The 16,523-nt window shown below is 72.0% G+C and carries 12 protein-coding genes; 3 read left to right on the top strand and 9 right to left on the bottom strand.

All coding sequences use genetic code 11. The annotated features are described in order from the left end of the window. Positions 1-20 precede the first annotated feature (20 nt). Complete coding sequence (locus NOCA_RS02765; protein ID WP_238383406.1) at positions 21-1,466, bottom strand: MDR family MFS transporter; 1,446 nt, start codon at positions 1,464-1,466, stop codon at positions 21-23. Between the two features lie 189 nt (positions 1,467-1,655). Between NOCA_RS02765 and glgX the strand changes: the two genes are divergently transcribed. From glgX to treZ, 3 genes are read left to right on the top strand one after another with little or no spacing between them, the layout of a single operon-like run. Next, complete coding sequence (glgX, locus tag NOCA_RS02760) at positions 1,656-3,857, top strand: glycogen debranching protein GlgX (protein ID WP_011753765.1); 2,202 nt, start codon at positions 1,656-1,658, stop codon at positions 3,855-3,857. Positions 3,858-3,861: 4 nt separating this feature from the next. Further along, the gene (gene treY / locus NOCA_RS02755; RefSeq protein WP_011753764.1) at positions 3,862-6,111 is read left to right on the top strand and encodes a malto-oligosyltrehalose synthase; all 2,250 of its coding nucleotides are present in this window, start codon (positions 3,862-3,864) and stop codon (positions 6,109-6,111) included. A gap of 4 nt (positions 6,112-6,115) precedes the next feature. Then, entirely contained in the window at positions 6,116-7,855 is a 1,740-nt protein-coding gene (treZ, locus tag NOCA_RS02750) for a malto-oligosyltrehalose trehalohydrolase (RefSeq protein ID WP_011753763.1), read from the top strand. A 6-nt stretch (positions 7,856-7,861) separates the two neighbouring features. On the opposite strand, the gene NOCA_RS02745 is transcribed toward treZ, so the two are convergent. From NOCA_RS02745 to NOCA_RS02710, 8 genes are all read right to left on the bottom strand, one after another. Continuing rightward, positions 7,862-8,566, bottom strand: a complete 705-nt coding sequence (locus NOCA_RS02745) for a hypothetical protein (protein WP_011753762.1) — start codon at positions 8,564-8,566, stop codon at positions 7,862-7,864. Between the two features lie 142 nt (positions 8,567-8,708). Beyond that, positions 8,709-9,401, bottom strand: a complete 693-nt coding sequence (locus tag NOCA_RS02740; protein ID WP_238383405.1) for an NAD-dependent deacylase — start codon at positions 9,399-9,401, stop codon at positions 8,709-8,711. 25 nt (positions 9,402-9,426) lie between these two features. After that, a complete protein-coding gene (locus NOCA_RS02735) occupies positions 9,427-10,578 on the bottom strand; it encodes a GTPase family protein (protein WP_011753760.1) in 1,152 nt (383 codons plus the stop codon). Positions 10,579-10,639: 61 nt separating this feature from the next. After that, the gene (locus tag NOCA_RS02730; protein ID WP_011753759.1) at positions 10,640-11,137 is read right to left on the bottom strand and encodes a hypothetical protein; all 498 of its coding nucleotides are present in this window, start codon (positions 11,135-11,137) and stop codon (positions 10,640-10,642) included. Beyond that, complete coding sequence (locus NOCA_RS02725; protein WP_041546077.1) at positions 11,110-11,622, bottom strand: hypothetical protein; 513 nt, start codon at positions 11,620-11,622, stop codon at positions 11,110-11,112. Before NOCA_RS02725 ends, NOCA_RS02730 begins: the two co-directional genes overlap by 28 nt. A gap of 124 nt (positions 11,623-11,746) precedes the next feature. Continuing rightward, complete coding sequence (gene pntB / locus NOCA_RS02720) at positions 11,747-13,162, bottom strand: Re/Si-specific NAD(P)(+) transhydrogenase subunit beta (protein ID WP_011753757.1); 1,416 nt, start codon at positions 13,160-13,162, stop codon at positions 11,747-11,749. Then, entirely contained in the window at positions 13,162-14,691 is a 1,530-nt protein-coding gene (locus NOCA_RS02715) for a Re/Si-specific NAD(P)(+) transhydrogenase subunit alpha (protein ID WP_041546075.1), read from the bottom strand. The genes pntB and NOCA_RS02715 overlap by 1 nt, the downstream gene beginning before the upstream one ends. 461 nt (positions 14,692-15,152) lie before the next feature. Beyond that, the gene (locus tag NOCA_RS02710; protein WP_041546072.1) at positions 15,153-16,487 is read right to left on the bottom strand and encodes a hypothetical protein; all 1,335 of its coding nucleotides are present in this window, start codon (positions 16,485-16,487) and stop codon (positions 15,153-15,155) included. Positions 16,488-16,523 lie beyond the last annotated feature (36 nt).

Genomic DNA, 16,523 nt, shown 5'->3' with positions numbered 1-16,523 from the left:
GCATCCTACGACGGTTGCTACTAGTCGGTAACCGGCTCGGCGATCCGCCGCGTCATCACCGCCGAGATCGCGACCAGTGAGAGCGCGACGACCGCGGAGGTCAGGAACACGGCGCCGATCGCCGGCTCCAGCACCCGGGGCGTGACGAGCTCGAGGCTGCCGGCCCGGCTGCCGAGCCGGGAGGCGACCACGCCGTTGGCGACCGCACCGAAGACCGCGACCCCGATCGCGCTGCCCATGGAACGGGCGAACATGGTCGAGCCGGTCGCGACGCCGCGGTCCTGCCAGGTCACCGCCGACTGCGCGGCGATCACGGCCGGGCTGGCCACCAGGCCGAAACCCAGGCCCATGACGAAGCAGGGGACCGCGAGGTGGAGGAACGAGCTGTCCGCCCCCACCGTCAGAAGCAGCGCGGCGCCGGCGGCGGTGGTCGCACCGCCGAGCATCATCGTGGAGCGGGGACCGATCGTGAGGAAGAGCCGGCCGGCGCTCGAGGAGGCGAGCGGCCACCCGAGTGTCATCCCGGCGAGCGCGAACCCGGCGACGACGGCGCCGTGGCCGAGCACGGCCTGGGCGTAGAGCGGGACGTACGACGCGAGGCCCATCACGAGCACGCCGACAATCAGCGAGGCCGACATCGCCGAGCCGAGCACCCGGTGCCGGAACACCCACAGCGGCAGGATCGGCTCCGCGGCCCGCCGCTCGACCAGGACGAAGCCGACCAGCAGGACGGCAGCCCCCGAGAAGAGCGCCACGCTGGTGACCGACGACCACGGCCAGCGCACTCCGCCCTCGAGCAGCGCGAGCATCAGCAACAACCCACCACCCGCCAGCAGCACGGCGCCGGCGTGGTCGATCCGGTGCCGGCGGCGCTCGACGCGCTCGTCGAAGCGGCGCCAGAACATCCAGGCCGCCGCGACGCCCAGCGGCAGGTTCACGAAGAAGATCCAGCGCCACGACAGGTAGTCGGAGAAGGCGCCGCCGAGGGTCGGCCCGACGATCGCGGAGATCGCCCAGACGCTCGCCAGGTAGCCCTGGACCTTCGCGCGCTCCTGGATCGAGTAGATGTCGCCGACCACGGTCAGGCCGATCGGCTGCACGGCACCCGCCCCCAGGCCCTGCAGGGCCCGGAACGCGATCAGCGCGCCCATCCCCCAGGCCAGGCCGCACAGCAGCGAGCCGAGGACGAACAGCCCGATGCCGAGCAGCAGCATCGGCTTGCGCCCGTAGAGATCGGCCAGCTTGGCGTAGATCGGCACGGACACTGCCTGCGCGAGCAGGTAGACCGAGAACAACCACGGGAACTGGGTGAACCCACCGAGGTCGGTGACCACCGCGGGCACGGCGGTCGCGAGGATGGTCGAGTCGATCGCGACCAGCCCGTTGCTGAGCATGACCGCCAGCAGCACCGGCCCGCGCTCCGAACGCAGGCCCACGCTCGCGCGGGAGACGTCCGACAAGGCCACGTCGGAAAGCAACGCCCACCCGGTCGCCGACATTCCCGGCGCCGGCACTCGCGGGGCTGGTCGCCGGGTTGGGCACGCGGCACAGTGGGTACGGCGCTCCTCGGGTTGACGGACCAGACCGAGGGGTGTGCTTTGATCGTTCCAACCGCCGCTGGGGTGGGACAGCCGGAGGAGCAGGTGGAGGGTGCCGTGCAGGTCTGGCCGGGACGGGCGTACCCGCTCGGGGCGACGTTCGACGGGAGCGGGACGAACTTCGCCCTCTTCAGCGAGGTCGCCGACCGCGTCGAGCTGTGCCTCTTCGACGCAGAGGGCTCGGAGGGATACCGGGAGACCCGCGTCGAGCTCACCGAGGTCGACGCCTACGTGTGGCACTGCTACCTGCCCGCCGTACAGCCGGGCCAGCGCTACGGCTACCGGGTACACGGGCCCTGGGACCCGGAGAACGGACAGCGCTGCAACCCGAACAAGCTGCTGCTCGACCCGTACGCCAAGGCCACCAGCGGTGAGATCGACTGGGACCAGAGCCTGTTCTCCTACAACTTCGGCGACCCCGAGGACAGCGACGCGCGCAACGACGAGGACTCCGCCCCGCACATGACCCACGGGGTCGTGATCAACCCCTTCTTCGACTGGGAGGGCGACCGCCGGCTCGACTACGACTACAACGAGTCGATCATCTACGAGGCACACGTCAAGGGCCTCACGCAGCTCCACCCCGACATCCCCGAGGAGCTGCGGGGGACGTACGCCGCCCTCGGGCACCCGGCGATCACCGAGCACCTGACCAAGCTCGGCGTGACCGCGATCGAGCTGATGCCGGTGCACCAGTTCATCCAGGACAGCACGCTGCTGGACAAGGGCCTGCGCAACTACTGGGGCTACAACACCCTGGGCTTCTTCGCTCCGCACGCCGACTATGCCGCCACCGGGCAGCCCGGCCAGCAGGTGCAGGAGTTCAAGTCGATGGTCAAGGCGATGCACGCCGCGGGCATCGAGGTGATCCTCGACGTGGTCTACAACCACACCGCGGAGGGCAACCACCTCGGCCCCACGCTGAGCTTCAAGGGCATCGACAACGCGGCGTACTACCGGCTGGTCGAGGACGACCAGCGCTACTACATGGACTACACCGGCACCGGCAACAGCCTCAACGTGCGGCACCCGCACTCGCTGCAGCTGCTGATGGACTCGCTGCGGTACTGGGTCACCGAGATGCACGTCGACGGCTTCCGCTTCGACCTCGCCTCGACGTTGGCTCGCGAGTTCTACGACGTCGACCGGCTCTCGACGTTCTTCGAGCTCGTGCAGCAGGACCCAGTGGTCAGCCAGGTCAAGCTGATCGCCGAGCCGTGGGACATCGGCCCCGGCGGCTACCAGGTCGGCGGCTTCCCGCCGCAGTGGACGGAGTGGAACGGCAAGTATCGCGACACCGTCCGCGACTTCTGGCGCGGCGAGCCGTCGCTGGGCGAGTTCGCCTCGCGGCTCGCCGGGTCGGCCGACCTCTACGAGCACTCCGGCCGCCGGCCGGTGGCCAGCATCAACTTCGTCACCGCCCACGACGGCTTCACCCTGCGCGACCTGGTCTCCTACGACGAGAAGCACAACGAGGCGAACGGCGAGGACAACAACGACGGCGAGAGCCACAACCGCTCGTGGAACCACGGTGTCGAGGGCCCCACCGACGACCCCGAGATCCTCGAGTTCCGCGCCCGGGAGCAGCGCAACTTCATCGCGACGCTACTGCTGAGCCAGGGCGTGCCGATGCTGCTCCACGGCGACGAGATGGGCCGCACCCAGCAGGGCAACAACAACACCTACGCCCAGGACTCCGAGCTGAGCTGGGTGCACTGGGACGAGGCCGACAAGCCGCTGGTCGAGTTCACCGCGGCGCTGTCCCGGCTGCGGCGCGCCCATCCCACGTTCCGGCGCAAGCGGTTCTTCACCGGTGGCACCGTCCGGGTCCCCGATGGGGGCGACGGCGACCGGCTCAACGACATCGTCTGGCTGCACCTCGACGGCCGGCCGATGGAGGACAACGACTGGACCCAGTCGGATTCCGGGGCAGGGGCACAGGCCCTCGGCATGTACCTCAACGGGCACGGGATCGCCGGCCGTGACGAACGCGGCGGGCCGATCGTCGACAACCACTTCCTGCTCTACTTCAACGCCGACGGGCCGGCCGAGGTGACCCTCCCCCCGGACGAGTACGCCGACGCCTGGGACGTGGTCGTCGACACCGGCGGCCTGGTGGACGACCAGACCGCGTTGGCCGCCGGGTCGACCTGCTCGATGGCGTCGCGCAGCCTGATCGTGCTCCGCGAGCACCGCGAGCCGGAGGCCGAGGTCGACCACTCGGTGGCAGCGTCGGTCGCCCAGGCCCGCCGGGGCTGAGGCGATGCGCGCGCCGGTCAGCACCTACCGTCTGCAGATCACGCCCGAGTTCGACCTGTTCGAGGCGGCCCGCCGGTTGCCGTACCTGCGCGCCCTGGGCGCCGACTGGGTCTACCTCTCGCCGCTGCTCGCCTCCGAGCCGGGCAGCAACCACGGGTACGACGTCGTCGCGTTCGACCGAGTCGACCCCGCGCGCGGCGGCGCCGAGGGGCTCGCCGTACTCTCCGCGGAGGCGCGCCGGCTCGGGATGGGGATCCTGGTCGACATCGTGCCCAACCACGTCGGCGTCGCCACCCCGGCCGAGAACGCGTGGTGGTGGGACCTGCTCCAGCACGGCCGCGCCTCGAAGCACGCCGACGCCTTCGACGTCGACTGGGACGCCGGGGACGGCAAGGTGCTGATCCCGGTGGTCGGCGACGGCGACGGGGGCTCGATCCGGGTCGAGGACGGAGAGGTCCGCTACCACGACCACCGGTTCCCGCTCGCGGCCGGCACGTCCGCGCACGAGGAGCAGCACTACCGCCTGGTGTCTTGGCGCGACGCCGACGACAAGCTGAACTACCGGCGGTTCTTCGCGGTCAACACGCTGGCGGGCGTACGCGTCGAGGAGCCGGAGGTCTTCGCGCAGTCCCACGTCGAGATCCGCCGGTGGTTCGCCGAGGGTCTCGTCGACGGCCTGCGGGTCGACCACCCGGACGGCCTGCGCGATCCCCAGGGCTACCTCGACGACCTGGCCGACCTCACCGGCCGCGCGTACGTGCTCGTCGAGAAGATCCTCGAGCCCGGCGAGAAGCTGCCGCGCTCGTGGGCGACCCAGGGCACCACCGGGTACGACGGGCTCGCGCTGGTCGACCGGGTGCTCACCGACCCCACGGGCCAGGCGCCGCTGGACCGGCTCGAGGCCCGCCTGCGTGGCGCGCCGGTCGACTGGCCCGACCTGATCCACGGCACCAAGCGCGCCGTCGCCGATGGGATCCTCCAGTCGGAGGTGCGCCGCATCGTCCGCGAGATCGGGCCGGAGGACCCCGCGCCGTACCGCGACGCGGTCGCCGAGCTGCTGACCTGCTTCCCCGTCTACCGGTCCTACCTGCCCGAGGGGCGCGACCATCTCGCCGAGGCGTTCGCCCGTGCGCGGCGCACCCGTCCCGACCTGGCCGCGACGTACGACGCCCTCGAGCCCGTGCTCACCGACGCCGCCAGCCCGCCCGCGCTGCGCTTCCAGCAGACCAGCGGCATGGTGATGGCCAAGGGCGTCGAGGACTGCGCGTTCTACCGCTGGTCGCGGCTCACGTCGCTGACCGAGGTCGGCGGGGACCCGTCGGTCTTCGCGGTCACGGTCGCGGGCTTCCACGAGGCGATGGCCGCGCGGCAGCGGGACTGGCCGCACACGATGAACACGCTGTCGACGCACGACACGAAGCGCGGCGAGGACGTCCGGGCCCGGATCACGGCGCTCGCCGAGATGCCGGACACCTGGGCCGCTGCGCTGGAGCGGCTGCTCGCGCTCGCGCCGGTGCCCGACCCCGGCTTCGGGTCGCTGCTGTGGCAGGCCGTCCTCGGCGCCTGGACGCCCGAGCACCTGCCGGACCTGCGCGACCGGCTGCACGGCTACGCGGAGAAGGCGATGCGCGAGGCCGGTGACCGCACGACGTGGACCGAGCCGGACGCGACGTACGAGGCGGCCGTGCACGCCGCCGTCGACGCCGCCTTCGACTCCACGGACGTGCGGGCGGTGCTCGCCGACCTCGCCGCGCGCATCGACGCGCCGGGGCGGTCGAACTCCCTCGCCGCCAAGCTCGTGGCGATCACCATGCCCGGGGTGCCCGACGTCTACCAGGGCAGCGAGCTGTTCGAGACCTCGCTGGTCGACCCCGACAACCGCCGCCCCGTCGACTTCGACCACCGAGCGGCGGTGCTGGCCGGGACCGACGCCGACGACGCCGTCGACAAGCTGCACGTCACCTGCTCGGCACTCACGCTGCGCCGGGACCGGCCGGAGCTGTTCACGACGTACGCCGCCGTGCCGGCGACCGGGACTGCGGCGGACCACGTGCTGGCGTTCGACCGCGGCGGCGCGATCAGCGTCGCCACCCGCCTCCCGGTGGGCCTCGCGGCGCGCGGCGGGTGGGGTGACACCGTCCTGGAGCTGCCCGCCGGCCGCTGGCACGACGTGCTCACCGGGTCGTCCACCGAGGGCCGCCTCGCCGATCTGCTCGCCGCGCTGCCGGTGGCCATGCTGGTGCGGGCGGACTGATCCGATGACCCACGGACCGTTCGACGTCTGGGCGCCGCTGCCCCGCCGGTTGCGCCTGGCCGTCGCCGGCGAGACCGTCGCGATGCGCCGCGGCGAGGGCGACTGGTGGACCCCCGCGGGGCCGGTCCCTGCCGGCGCAGAGCTCGACTACGGCTACCTCGTGGACGACGGCGAGGCACCGCGGCCCGATCCGCGCTCGCGCCGCCAGCCGGGTGGGGTCCACCAGCTGTCGCGGACCTTCGACCCCGCGTCGTACCCCTGGACGGACCAGGCCTGGACCGGCCGCCAGCTGGCCGGCTCGGTGGTCTACGAGCTGCACGTCGGCACGTTCACGCCCGAGGGCACCTTCGACGCCGCGCTCGAGAAGCTCCCTCACCTGCGCGAGATCGGCGTCGACCTGGTCGAGCTGATGCCGGTCAACGCCTTCAACGGCACCCACAACTGGGGCTATGACGGCGTCGGCTGGTTCGCCGTCCACGAGGGGTACGGCGGGCCCGCGGGCTACCAGCGCTTCGTCGACGGCTGCCACGCGGCCGGGCTGGGCGTCATCCAGGACGTGGTCTACAACCACCTCGGTCCGTCCGGGAACTACCTGCCGGAGCTCGGCCCGTACCTCAAGCAGGGGGCGAACACCTGGGGCGACTTCTTGAACCTCGACGGCCCGGGCTCGGACGAGGTGCGGCGCTACATCCTCGACAACGTGCGGATGTGGCTCGCGGACTACCACGTCGACGGCCTGCGGCTCGATGCCGTGCACGCGCTCAACGACGCCGGCCACCAGCACCTGCTCGAGGAGCTGGCGGCCGAGGTCGCGGCCCTGTCCGCCCACCAGCGGCGGCCGTTGACGCTGATCGCCGAGTCCGACCTCAACGACACCCGGCTGGTCCGCCCGCGCGAGGCCGGCGGCTACGGCCTGGACGCGCAGTGGAGCGACGACTTCCACCACGCCGTGCACGTCGCCCTGACCGGCGAGACCGCCGGCTACTACGCCGACTTCGAGCCGCTCTCGGCGCTGGCGAAGGTCTGCGAGCGCGGGTTCTTCCACGACGGCACCTGGTCGTCGTTCCGCGGCCGCGACCACGGCTTCCCCGTCGACCTGCGCACGATGCCGACCTGGCGGCTGGTGGTCTGCAGCCAGAACCACGACCAGATCGGCAACCGCGCCCGGGGCGACCGGATCACCGAGGTGCTCGACGACGACCAGCTCGCCTGCGCCGCGCTGCTGACCCTGTGCGGACCGTTCACGCCGATGCTGTTCATGGGCGAGGAGTGGGCGGCCTCGACGCCGTTCCAGTTCTTCACCTCCCACCCCGAGCCCGACCTCGGGACGGCGACCGCCGAGGGCCGGATCGCCGAGTTCGAGCGGATGGGCTGGGACCCCGCCGTCGTACCCGACCCCCAGGACCCGGCAACGTTCGAGCGCTCGAAGCTCGACTGGGCGGAGGCGACCCGGGGCCGGCACGCCCGGATGCTCGACGTCTACCGCCGGTTGGCGCGGCTGCGCCGCGAGCACGAGGCGCTCACGGACCCGTCGTTCGGCTCGGTGCGGTGCACGGCCGACGAGCACACCCGGGTCTTCACGATGCGGCGCGGCGACCTGCTGGTCGCGGTGAACTTCGGCGACGCCGCGGCGACGGTGGAGACCGCCGCCGCGACGCTGCTGTTCCAGACCGGCGCCGGCCTCACGCTCGACGCCGGCCGGCTGTCGCTGCCCCCGCACGCGGGAGCCCTGGTCGGACCCTGACGAGCGTCAGGCCCCGAGCTGGTCGAGGTCGACGACCTCGTCGGCCCCGGGCGCCTCCACGTCGAACTCCTCGTCGAACTCCGAGAACGTGATGTTGCCGGTGTCGGCGCCGTCGGTCTTCTCGATCTTCACCAGGTAGTGCGGCTCGTCGACGAGCACGTAGCCCGTGGACGTGCCGTCCTCCGGGTCCTCGTTGTCGACCTTCACGGCCGTCTCGCCGTCGACGTCCTCGGTGCCGTTCTTCGAGTACGTCGAGCCGTCCTCCTCGTCATCCTTGAGCAGCTGGTCGAGCAGGTCGTCGAGGTCGCAGAAGGTGTTGAACGAGTCGTCCTCCGCCGGGATCACCACCCACTTGTCGCCCACCGCGGTGATCACGCTGTCGGCGGCGTCGCCGGCGGTGGCCCGCCAGAACGCCTCGTCGGGCTTCATCCAGGTCGAGCCGTCGACGCCGAGCAGCTCGGTCGTGCCACCGGCCACACCGATGGTGCCGGTGCAGCTGCCCTCGGAGCTGGACTGCAGGTCGATGTCGATCTGCTGACCGTCACTGGTCACGGACCCGGAGACCTTCACGGCCTTCAGGTCGCCCATCTCGGACTTCGCCGCCGAGACGATGTCGTCGGCCGACTGGTCGGTGAAGTCGTCCCCGCCGCCGCAGGCGGTGAGCAGGGCCGCCGTCCCGAGCCCGACGGCTGCCATTGCGATACGTGCCACGCGTTCCTCCTGGAGTGTTGGTGGCACCACGGTGGCAGAAGTGACGGCCCGGAGATACTCCGACCCGCGCCGTCTCACACCGACCGCCTGTGGTAGTCCCTGACGATTGCGCGGTCCCGGCCCACGGAACGGCGCGCAACCGTCAGGGAGTATCGAAGATCTCGGCCACCCATTCGGGGACGAGGCGGGAGGCCGGCCCGTGGCGGGACTCGTCGAAGAGGTGGCTGCCCTCGCTCGGGACCAGGTTGAGCTCGAGGGTGCGGGCGCCCTGGCCGGCGGCGTACTGCACGAAGCCCGCGGCCGGGTAGACCGCGCCGGACGTGCCGACGGACACGAACAGGTCGGCCCGGCCGACGGCGCCGAGGATCCGATCCATGTCGTAGGGGGCCTCGCCGAACCACACGACGTCGGGACGCAGCTCGCGCCGACCGCACCGCGGGCACGGCGGCGCGTCGCCCAGGTCGCCGACCCAGTCGAAGTGCCCGGCACAGGACCCGCACAGCGCCGAGCGCAGTCGGCCGTGCATGTGCAGGACCTGGCGCGAGCCGCTCCGCTCGTGGAGGTCGTCGATGTTCTGGGTGACGACGAGCAGGTCGTCCCCGAGCGCCTGCTCGAGCCGGGCGAGCGCCTCGTGGGCGGCGTTGGGCCGGACGGTGGCCAGGGCCGCGCGGCGCTCGTCGTAGAACCGGTGCACGAGCGCGGGCACGCGCTCGAACGCCTCCGGCGTCGCGACCTCCTCGACCCGGTGGCCGTGCCAGAGTCCGTCGGCGTCACGGAACGTCGGGAGCCCGCTCTCGGCGGAGATCCCGGCCCCGGTCAGGACGACGATCCTCACGACCACCCCGTCGCGTCCCTGCGCGTCATCGGCGCCCGACCCTGCGCCGGGCCGCCTGAGTCTTGAACTCCTCGAGGAAGACCTTGCGCACCGACTCACCGTCCAGCGCGCCGCCGACCACCCCGAGCTCGCCGCGGGCGAGCCGCTCGCACACCCGGAGCCAGGCCTGGCCCATCGCGTAGGTGAACGTGCCGGCCACGGTCGCGCTGATCGGGGCGGCGACCATGGTGCCCGCACCCGGCACGAACTTGACCAGGTTCGTCACCAGCGACCGGCCGGCCGTGGTCGCGGCGGCGGTGGCGGCCAGCGACGCGGCGGTGGAGCGCTCCAGGGGGACGCCGTACGTGACGGCGATCGAGGCCATCATCCCGATCTGGAGCGGAACCAGGATGGCCGCGTCGGAGAAGGGGATGGGGGAGGCTCCGGCGGTGGTGGCGGCGCCGGTCGCCGCCTTGATCGCCTTCTCGGCGCGCTCGCGCTTGCGGACGAAGTCGATCCGCTGGGCGGCGGTGATGGCGTGGGCGACGCCTTCCGGCGCGCCGCGAAAGGTGGCATCGAGGAGCTCCTGCAGGCCGTACGCCGCCTGGCCGGTGAAGTCGTCCTCGAGGGCCATCGTGTAGTGGATCAGCCCGTCGACGATCGGCAGCCGCAGCTCGGCGATGCTCGCCGCGAGCGCCTCGGCGTCGGGGTGCACCCGCGCGTCCCCGCCGGGCCCGATGCTGCGCGGGACCTGGGTGAGCACCAGGATCACCGGCAGCCCGAGCTCGTGCAGGGCGCGGACGAACTCGGCCTCGGTCGCCTCGAAGCGCCGGTCGCCGGCGCGCACGCAGTACCAGGCGACGTGCAGCTGGTCGGCCAGGGGCCTGCGACGCATGCCGTGGAGGTAGTCCTTGAGCTCGGCGATCAGCGCGTCGTTGTCGCGTCCCACCTCGAGCCCACGGGTGTCGAGGACGCCGAGGGTGCCGCTCTGGTGGAGGTACAGGTGCTCGGCCCGGGTGACCGGCTCGCCGATCCCGGTCGCCGCGATCTCGCTGCCGAAGATCGCGTTGACCAGGGTGCTCTTCCCGACACCGGTCTTGCCGAAGATGGCCAGGTTGAAGCGCCCGATCTCCTCGGCCTTGTCCCGCCACGCCTTCGAGAAGGCCTGGCCGAACCAGTCGTCAGCGGGGGTCCCCATGGCCCCATCGTCGCAGGATCACCCAACCGCGTCCGCCGGGGACGCCCAGCGGATCCGCGGCTCAGAAGCTGCGCTGGTACAGCCTGGTCACCCCGTTGCGCGAGACCACCACCCCCAAGGTCCGGCCGGAGGTGTCGGCCGCGAGGCGGAACGGCGAGGAGGAGCCGGCCTGGACCAGGCTGGCCTTGATCGCGACCCGCCGGCCGCGCAGGCCGACGTGGTAGACGCCGCTGTGGAGGCAGCCGGCCGGGCCGCACGTCGTCCGTGCCACCGTCGAGAACACCACGTGCACCAGCCGACCGTCGGTCGCCAGCGCGACCGCCTCGGTCGGCGTCCGGGTGTTCACGAGCCGGCCGCCGACGACCAGGCTGAGCTGGCGCAGCCGGCCGCGGGACCAGGCCAGGACCGGCTCCCGTCCGCTGTACGCGACGTCGAAGTCGTGGACCGCCCTGCTGCGGGCCAACACCCGGAACGGCCCGTCCCCCACCTTCTCGAACACGGTGAGCCGGCCTCCGTCGGACCCGGCGCCGATCAGCAGGCGGTCGCCGTACGCCGCCATCCGGATCCGTCGGTGCCGGCAACGGCGAGGAACGCTGGGCGCGAGCAGGCGAAGGCACCGTCGACCTGCAGCGCGACGTGGTCCCCTGCCGTGACCGGCAGGCTCAGCGCGAAGGTGCTCGTGGTGTCGCCGCTGTCGGTCGAGGTGAACGTGACGCCCGTGGAGCGGACCAGCGTGTACGACGAGCCGGAACGCGTCAGCACCAGCACGGTGCCCGTGGTGGTCAGCAGGCCACCGCCCTCGATCGGGCCGTGCCGCACCTGGAGCCGGGTCAGCGTCCCGGTCTCGGGGACGACCGTCGCGGTCGGGCCCGCCACCTGGGTGGCGGCGCAGCTCGCCGTGTCGCACCCGAGGCTCGGCGTACCGGCCACGCTCCCGAGGGTGATCAGGGCCGCGCGGCCGGCCTGCGGCGCGCTCGCCTGCGCCGCCAACGACACCCCGACCAGGCCCGGGAAGGTCGCCACCAGCACCGCCGCGATCGTCACCCTCAGTATGGCCCGGACCATAGCCGGGAAGCCCGCCCGCCACCGCGGATCGGCCGCCGGTCTGGACTGACACTCCGCGCCCACCGATCGGTGTGGCGATCCCGGGACCGCCACACCGACCGCGTCAGCGCGAGACCTGCTGGGGGATGTCGGAGAGCTGCCGCACGATGTCCTCGACCCGATCCTTGGCGTCACCGAACAGCATGTGGGTGTTGTCGCGGAAGAAGAGCGGGTTCTGCACGCCGGCGTAGCCCACGGCCATCGAGCGCTTGAAGACGATGACGTCCTTGGCCTCCCACACGTGGAGCACCGGCATGCCGGCGATCGGGCTGCCCGGCTCCTCCAGGGCGGCGGGGTTGACGGTGTCGTTCGCGCCGATGACCAGGACGACGTCGGTGCTCGGGAAGTCGTCGTTGATCTCGTCCATCTCCAGCACGACGTCGTAGGGCACCTTGGCCTCGGCGAGCAGCACGTTCATGTGCCCCGGGAGCCGTCCGGCGACGGGGTGGATGCCGAAGCGGACGTCGACGCCGCGGGCCCGCAGCTTGCTGGTGAGCTCGGCGACCGGGTACTGCGCCTGCGCGACCGCCATGCCGTAGCCGGGGGTGATGATCACGCTTGAGGCGTCGGCAAGGAGCTCGGCGACCTCCTCGGCCGAGATCTCGTGGTGCTCGCCGTAGTCGGTGTCCCCCGACGCGGCGACCTCGATGCCGAAGCCGCCCGCGATCACCGAGATGAACGAGCGGTTCATCGCCTCGCACATGATGTAGGACAGGTAGGCACCGGACGACCCGACGAGCGCGCCGGTCACGATGAGCAGGTTGTTGTCGAGCAGGAACCCGGACGCCGCCGCGGCCCAGCCCGAGTAGCTGTTCAGCATCGACACCACGACCGGCATGTCGCCGCCGCCGATGGAGGCGACCAGGTGCCAGCCCAGGGCGAGTGCGACCGCGGTCACGGCGATCAGCACGCCGAGGTTCGGCGAGGCGGTGAACCACACGGTGAGAGCCGCGAAGACCGCCAGGGCGCCGAGGTTGATCGCGTTCTTCCCGGGCAGCATCAGCGGCGCCGACTTCATGCGCGCCGAGAGCTTGAGGTTCGCGACGATCGAGCCGGTGAACGTCACGGCGCCGATGAAGACGCCGATGACGACCTCGGCGCTGTGGATCCGGAACAACGAGCCGGTGAGCCCCTCATCGTGCAGGTAGCCGTTCCAGCCCACGAGGACCGCGGCCAGACCGACGAACGAGTGCAGCAGCGCGATCAGCTCGGGCATGCCGGTCATCGCGACGACCCGGGCCCGCCACAGGCCGATGGCCGCCCCGACCGTCATGGCCACGACGAGGAGCACCAGCGGAAGCGCCTCGTCGGTGTCGTGGACGAGCAGGCCGACGGTGGCGGCCAGCGCCAACGCCATCCCGGCGATGCCGTAGTTGACGCCGTTGCGGGCGCTCTCGTGGCGCGACAGGCCGGCGAGGCTGAGGATGAACAGGAGCGAGGCGACCAGGTAGGCGCCGACGGAGATGCTTACGGCACTCATCACTGGTCCGCCTTCCGGAACATGCCGAGCATCCGGCGGGTCACGGCGAAGCCGCCGAACACGTTGATGCTGGCCAGGAGCACTGCGACGAAGGACAGGGTGCGTACGGCGGCGTCATCGACCCCGAGCTGGAGCATCGCTCCGACGACGATGATCCCCGAGATCGCGTTGGTGACGCTCATCAAGGGCGTGTGCAGCGCGTGGTGCACGTGGCCGATCACGTAGTAGCCGATCACGATCGCGAGCGTGAGCACGAAGAAGTGCTCCGGCAGCGGGGCCGGGGCCGTCGTGGCCACGAGGAACAGCAGGACGGACGCCGCGGCGAACACCAGCCACATCGGCCGCTTCTTCTTCGGCGGCGGTGGCTCGGCCGGTGCGGTCGGCGCCGGAGCCTTGGGCGCGGCGGACACCTGCACCGGCGGCGGCGGCCAGAGCACCTCCCCCTCGCGCACGACCGTCAGCCCGCGCTGGACCGGGTCGTCGAGGTCGAGGGTGAGGGCACCATCCTTCTCGGGCGTCATCAGCGTCAGCAGGTTGACGACGTTGGTGCCGTAGAGCTGGGAGGTCTGCGCCGCCAGGCGGCCCGCGAGGTCGGTGTAGCCGAGGATCCGGACACCGTTGTCGGTGACGACCTCCTCGTCCGCGACCGTCATCGCGACGTTGCCGCCGTTGGCCGCGGCCATGTCGACGATCACGCTGCCGGGGCGCATGCCGGCCACCGTCTCCTCGCCGATCAGTCGCGGCGCCGGGCGCCCCGGGATCAGAGCGGTGGTGATGACGATGTCGGCCGCGCGCGCCTCCTCGTCGTACATGACGGCCGTCGCCTTCTCCTGCTCCGCGGTCATCTCCTTGGCGTAGCCGTCGGAGCTGACCTCGGACTGCATGTCGACGGTGACGAACTCCGCCCCCATCGACTCGACCTGCTCGGCGACCTCGGGTCGTACGTCGAAGGCGCGGACGATCGCGCCCATCGAGCCAGCCGCGCCGATCGCCGCGAGCCCGGCGACGCCGGCGCCGACGACGAACACCCGCGCCGGCGGGATCTTGCCGGCCGCGGTGACCTGGCCGGTGAACTGGCGGCCGAAGGCGTGCGCGGCCTCGACGACCGCCCGGTAGCCGGCGACGTTGGCCATCGACGAGAGCACGTCCATCGACTGTGCCCGCGAGATCCGCGGCACCGCGTCCATCGCCAGCGCGGTCACGCCCGCGGCGGCGAGCCGCTCGACGAGCTCGGGCGAGCGCGCCGGCGCCATCAGCGACACCACCGTGGCGCCGCGGCCCAGGCGCGCGACCTCGTCGTCGGTGGGAGCGTTGATCTTGACGACGACGTCGCTGGACCACACCTCCTCGGCGCTGCTCACCGTGACGCCGGCCTCGGCATACGCCTCGTCGGGCTGGCTGGCCGGACCCCCGGCGCCGGACTCGACGACGACGTCGTAGCCGAGCTTGACCAGCCGTGACGCCGTCTGGGCGGTCGCGGCCACGAGGGTCTCACCCGCTCGCGACTCGCGCGGAACACCGATACGCACAAAACCTCCTGAGGACGCTGACGGCCGGAGACACCTCACCAGCCGGACTCGAACCTGTCAGTGACCGCAGTCACGTGCGACGCGCGCGTCCCATGGTCCGGACGCGCCCGGGCGCGACGCACGGTACCTCGACGAAGGTCCCCCCATGAAGGGCCGAAGGTCGTTCGCGTGCCGCGAGCACCACCGCGTCCGGCCGGGACGCGCGGCGGCCACCCGTCAAAAGGGTGCGCTCGTACCGGCCCATCACCCCGTTGCGCGACATCACCACACCGAGCATCCGCCGCGGGGTGTCCGCCGCGGGGCGGAACGGCGACGCGGAGGCCTCCTGGATCAGGCTCGCCCGGACCGCGACCCGCCTCCCGCGCAGGGCCCACGCTCGTCACCCTCAGCATCGCTCGGGGCCGTAGCCCGGACGCACGCCGCCCACGGCGGATCGCCCGCCGGTCTGGACCAACGGTCGGTCAGCGATGTTCGACCTCGGGAAGCCGCGCTCCGGCGACCACCCCGACGAGTCCCATGCCGGCGAGGAACAGCAGTGCCCAGGAGATGTGGACGATGGCCAGCGCGGAGCTGACGCCGCCGACGACGAGCAGGATCAGGCCCATGGCCGAGTTCGAGACCGCGACGTACTCGGTGCGCCGGTCCCCTTCGGCCATGTCGACGACGTAGGTCTTCCGCCCGACGCGCACGCCGGTGTGCATCAGGGTGAGCAGGAAGTACGCACCGATGAAGAGGATGTTGCCCGACCGGCCCTCGCCGGTGGACCCGGGGACCGCGACCACCACGACGGTCGCGATGACGACGGCCGAGGCGACGCCGGCGCCGGTGCTCATCAAGCGCCTGCTCGAGCGGTCGGCGAAGCGGCCGAACAGGCGGCCACCGATCAGCGCGGCAACGCCGGAGGCGACGATGAACCCGCCGAGACCGGCGAGGCCGCCGGCTCCGGCCTGGGTGGACAGGGTCACGACGAACGGCGGGCTGAGCGAGGAGACCAGCAACAGGCTGCGCACCCCGACGAAGTCCCGGAAGTGCTCGTCCTCCTTCAGCAGCCGGAGGGACCGGGTGAACCAGGTGTCGGCGTCGTCGGCGGGACTCCGCGCGGGCGCGCCGCCGGCCGGATCGTCCGCGGGCTCACGGATGCCGGTGTAGACGACGGCGACGGCGACCCAGAGGCCGGCACCCGCGGCGAGCAGGCCTGCGAGCTGACCGGCGGAGAGGTCCTCGCCACCGAGGAGGCGTACGGCGAGGCCGAGGGTGATCGCCACCAGTCCGGCGGCGGTGGTCGCCAGCCCGTTGATCTGGCCGCGCTCACCCTTCGGGATCGTGCGGCCCTGCACGTCCTTCGACGCGATCGAGCACAGGCAGCGGCCGAGCGCGAAGACCACCAGGCTGGCGACGATGACCAGCCCCGCGGCGAGGCCGCTGCCGAGCGCGGCGATCGCGGCCATCGAGGCGACGGCCACGGCCTGGACGAGCGCGCCGGCGACGAAGATCCGTTTGCGGTAGCGCGCGCGCAGCACCAGCGGCGTGAGGGCAGCCTGCGGCAGCATCGACCCGGACTCCCGCACCGGCACCAGCAGACCCGTGAGCGCCGCCGGCACGCCGAGTGCTCCGAACAGCCAGGGCAGCACGGTGGAGGCGTTGACCAGCTGGTCGCCCGAGGACTGCAGGGCGTTGGCCAGCACCTGGCGCAGCCCGTTCGGTGCGATGCTGCGCCGCACCTGGGCAGGCATCTCCTGCTCGGTCTCGGGGTTCCGTCGGACGAGCGCCGTGTAGAGGCTCTCGGCCCTGCTCACCGGCTGTGGTCCGTCCTGACCCCGGAGCATGCGACC

It is taken from the genome of Nocardioides sp. JS614, assembly GCF_000015265.1.
GTDB lineage: Bacteria > Actinomycetota > Actinomycetes > Propionibacteriales > Nocardioidaceae > Nocardioides.
Note: the sequence above shows the minus strand (reverse complement) of the source record. Positions and strands in the feature narration are given on the sequence as shown.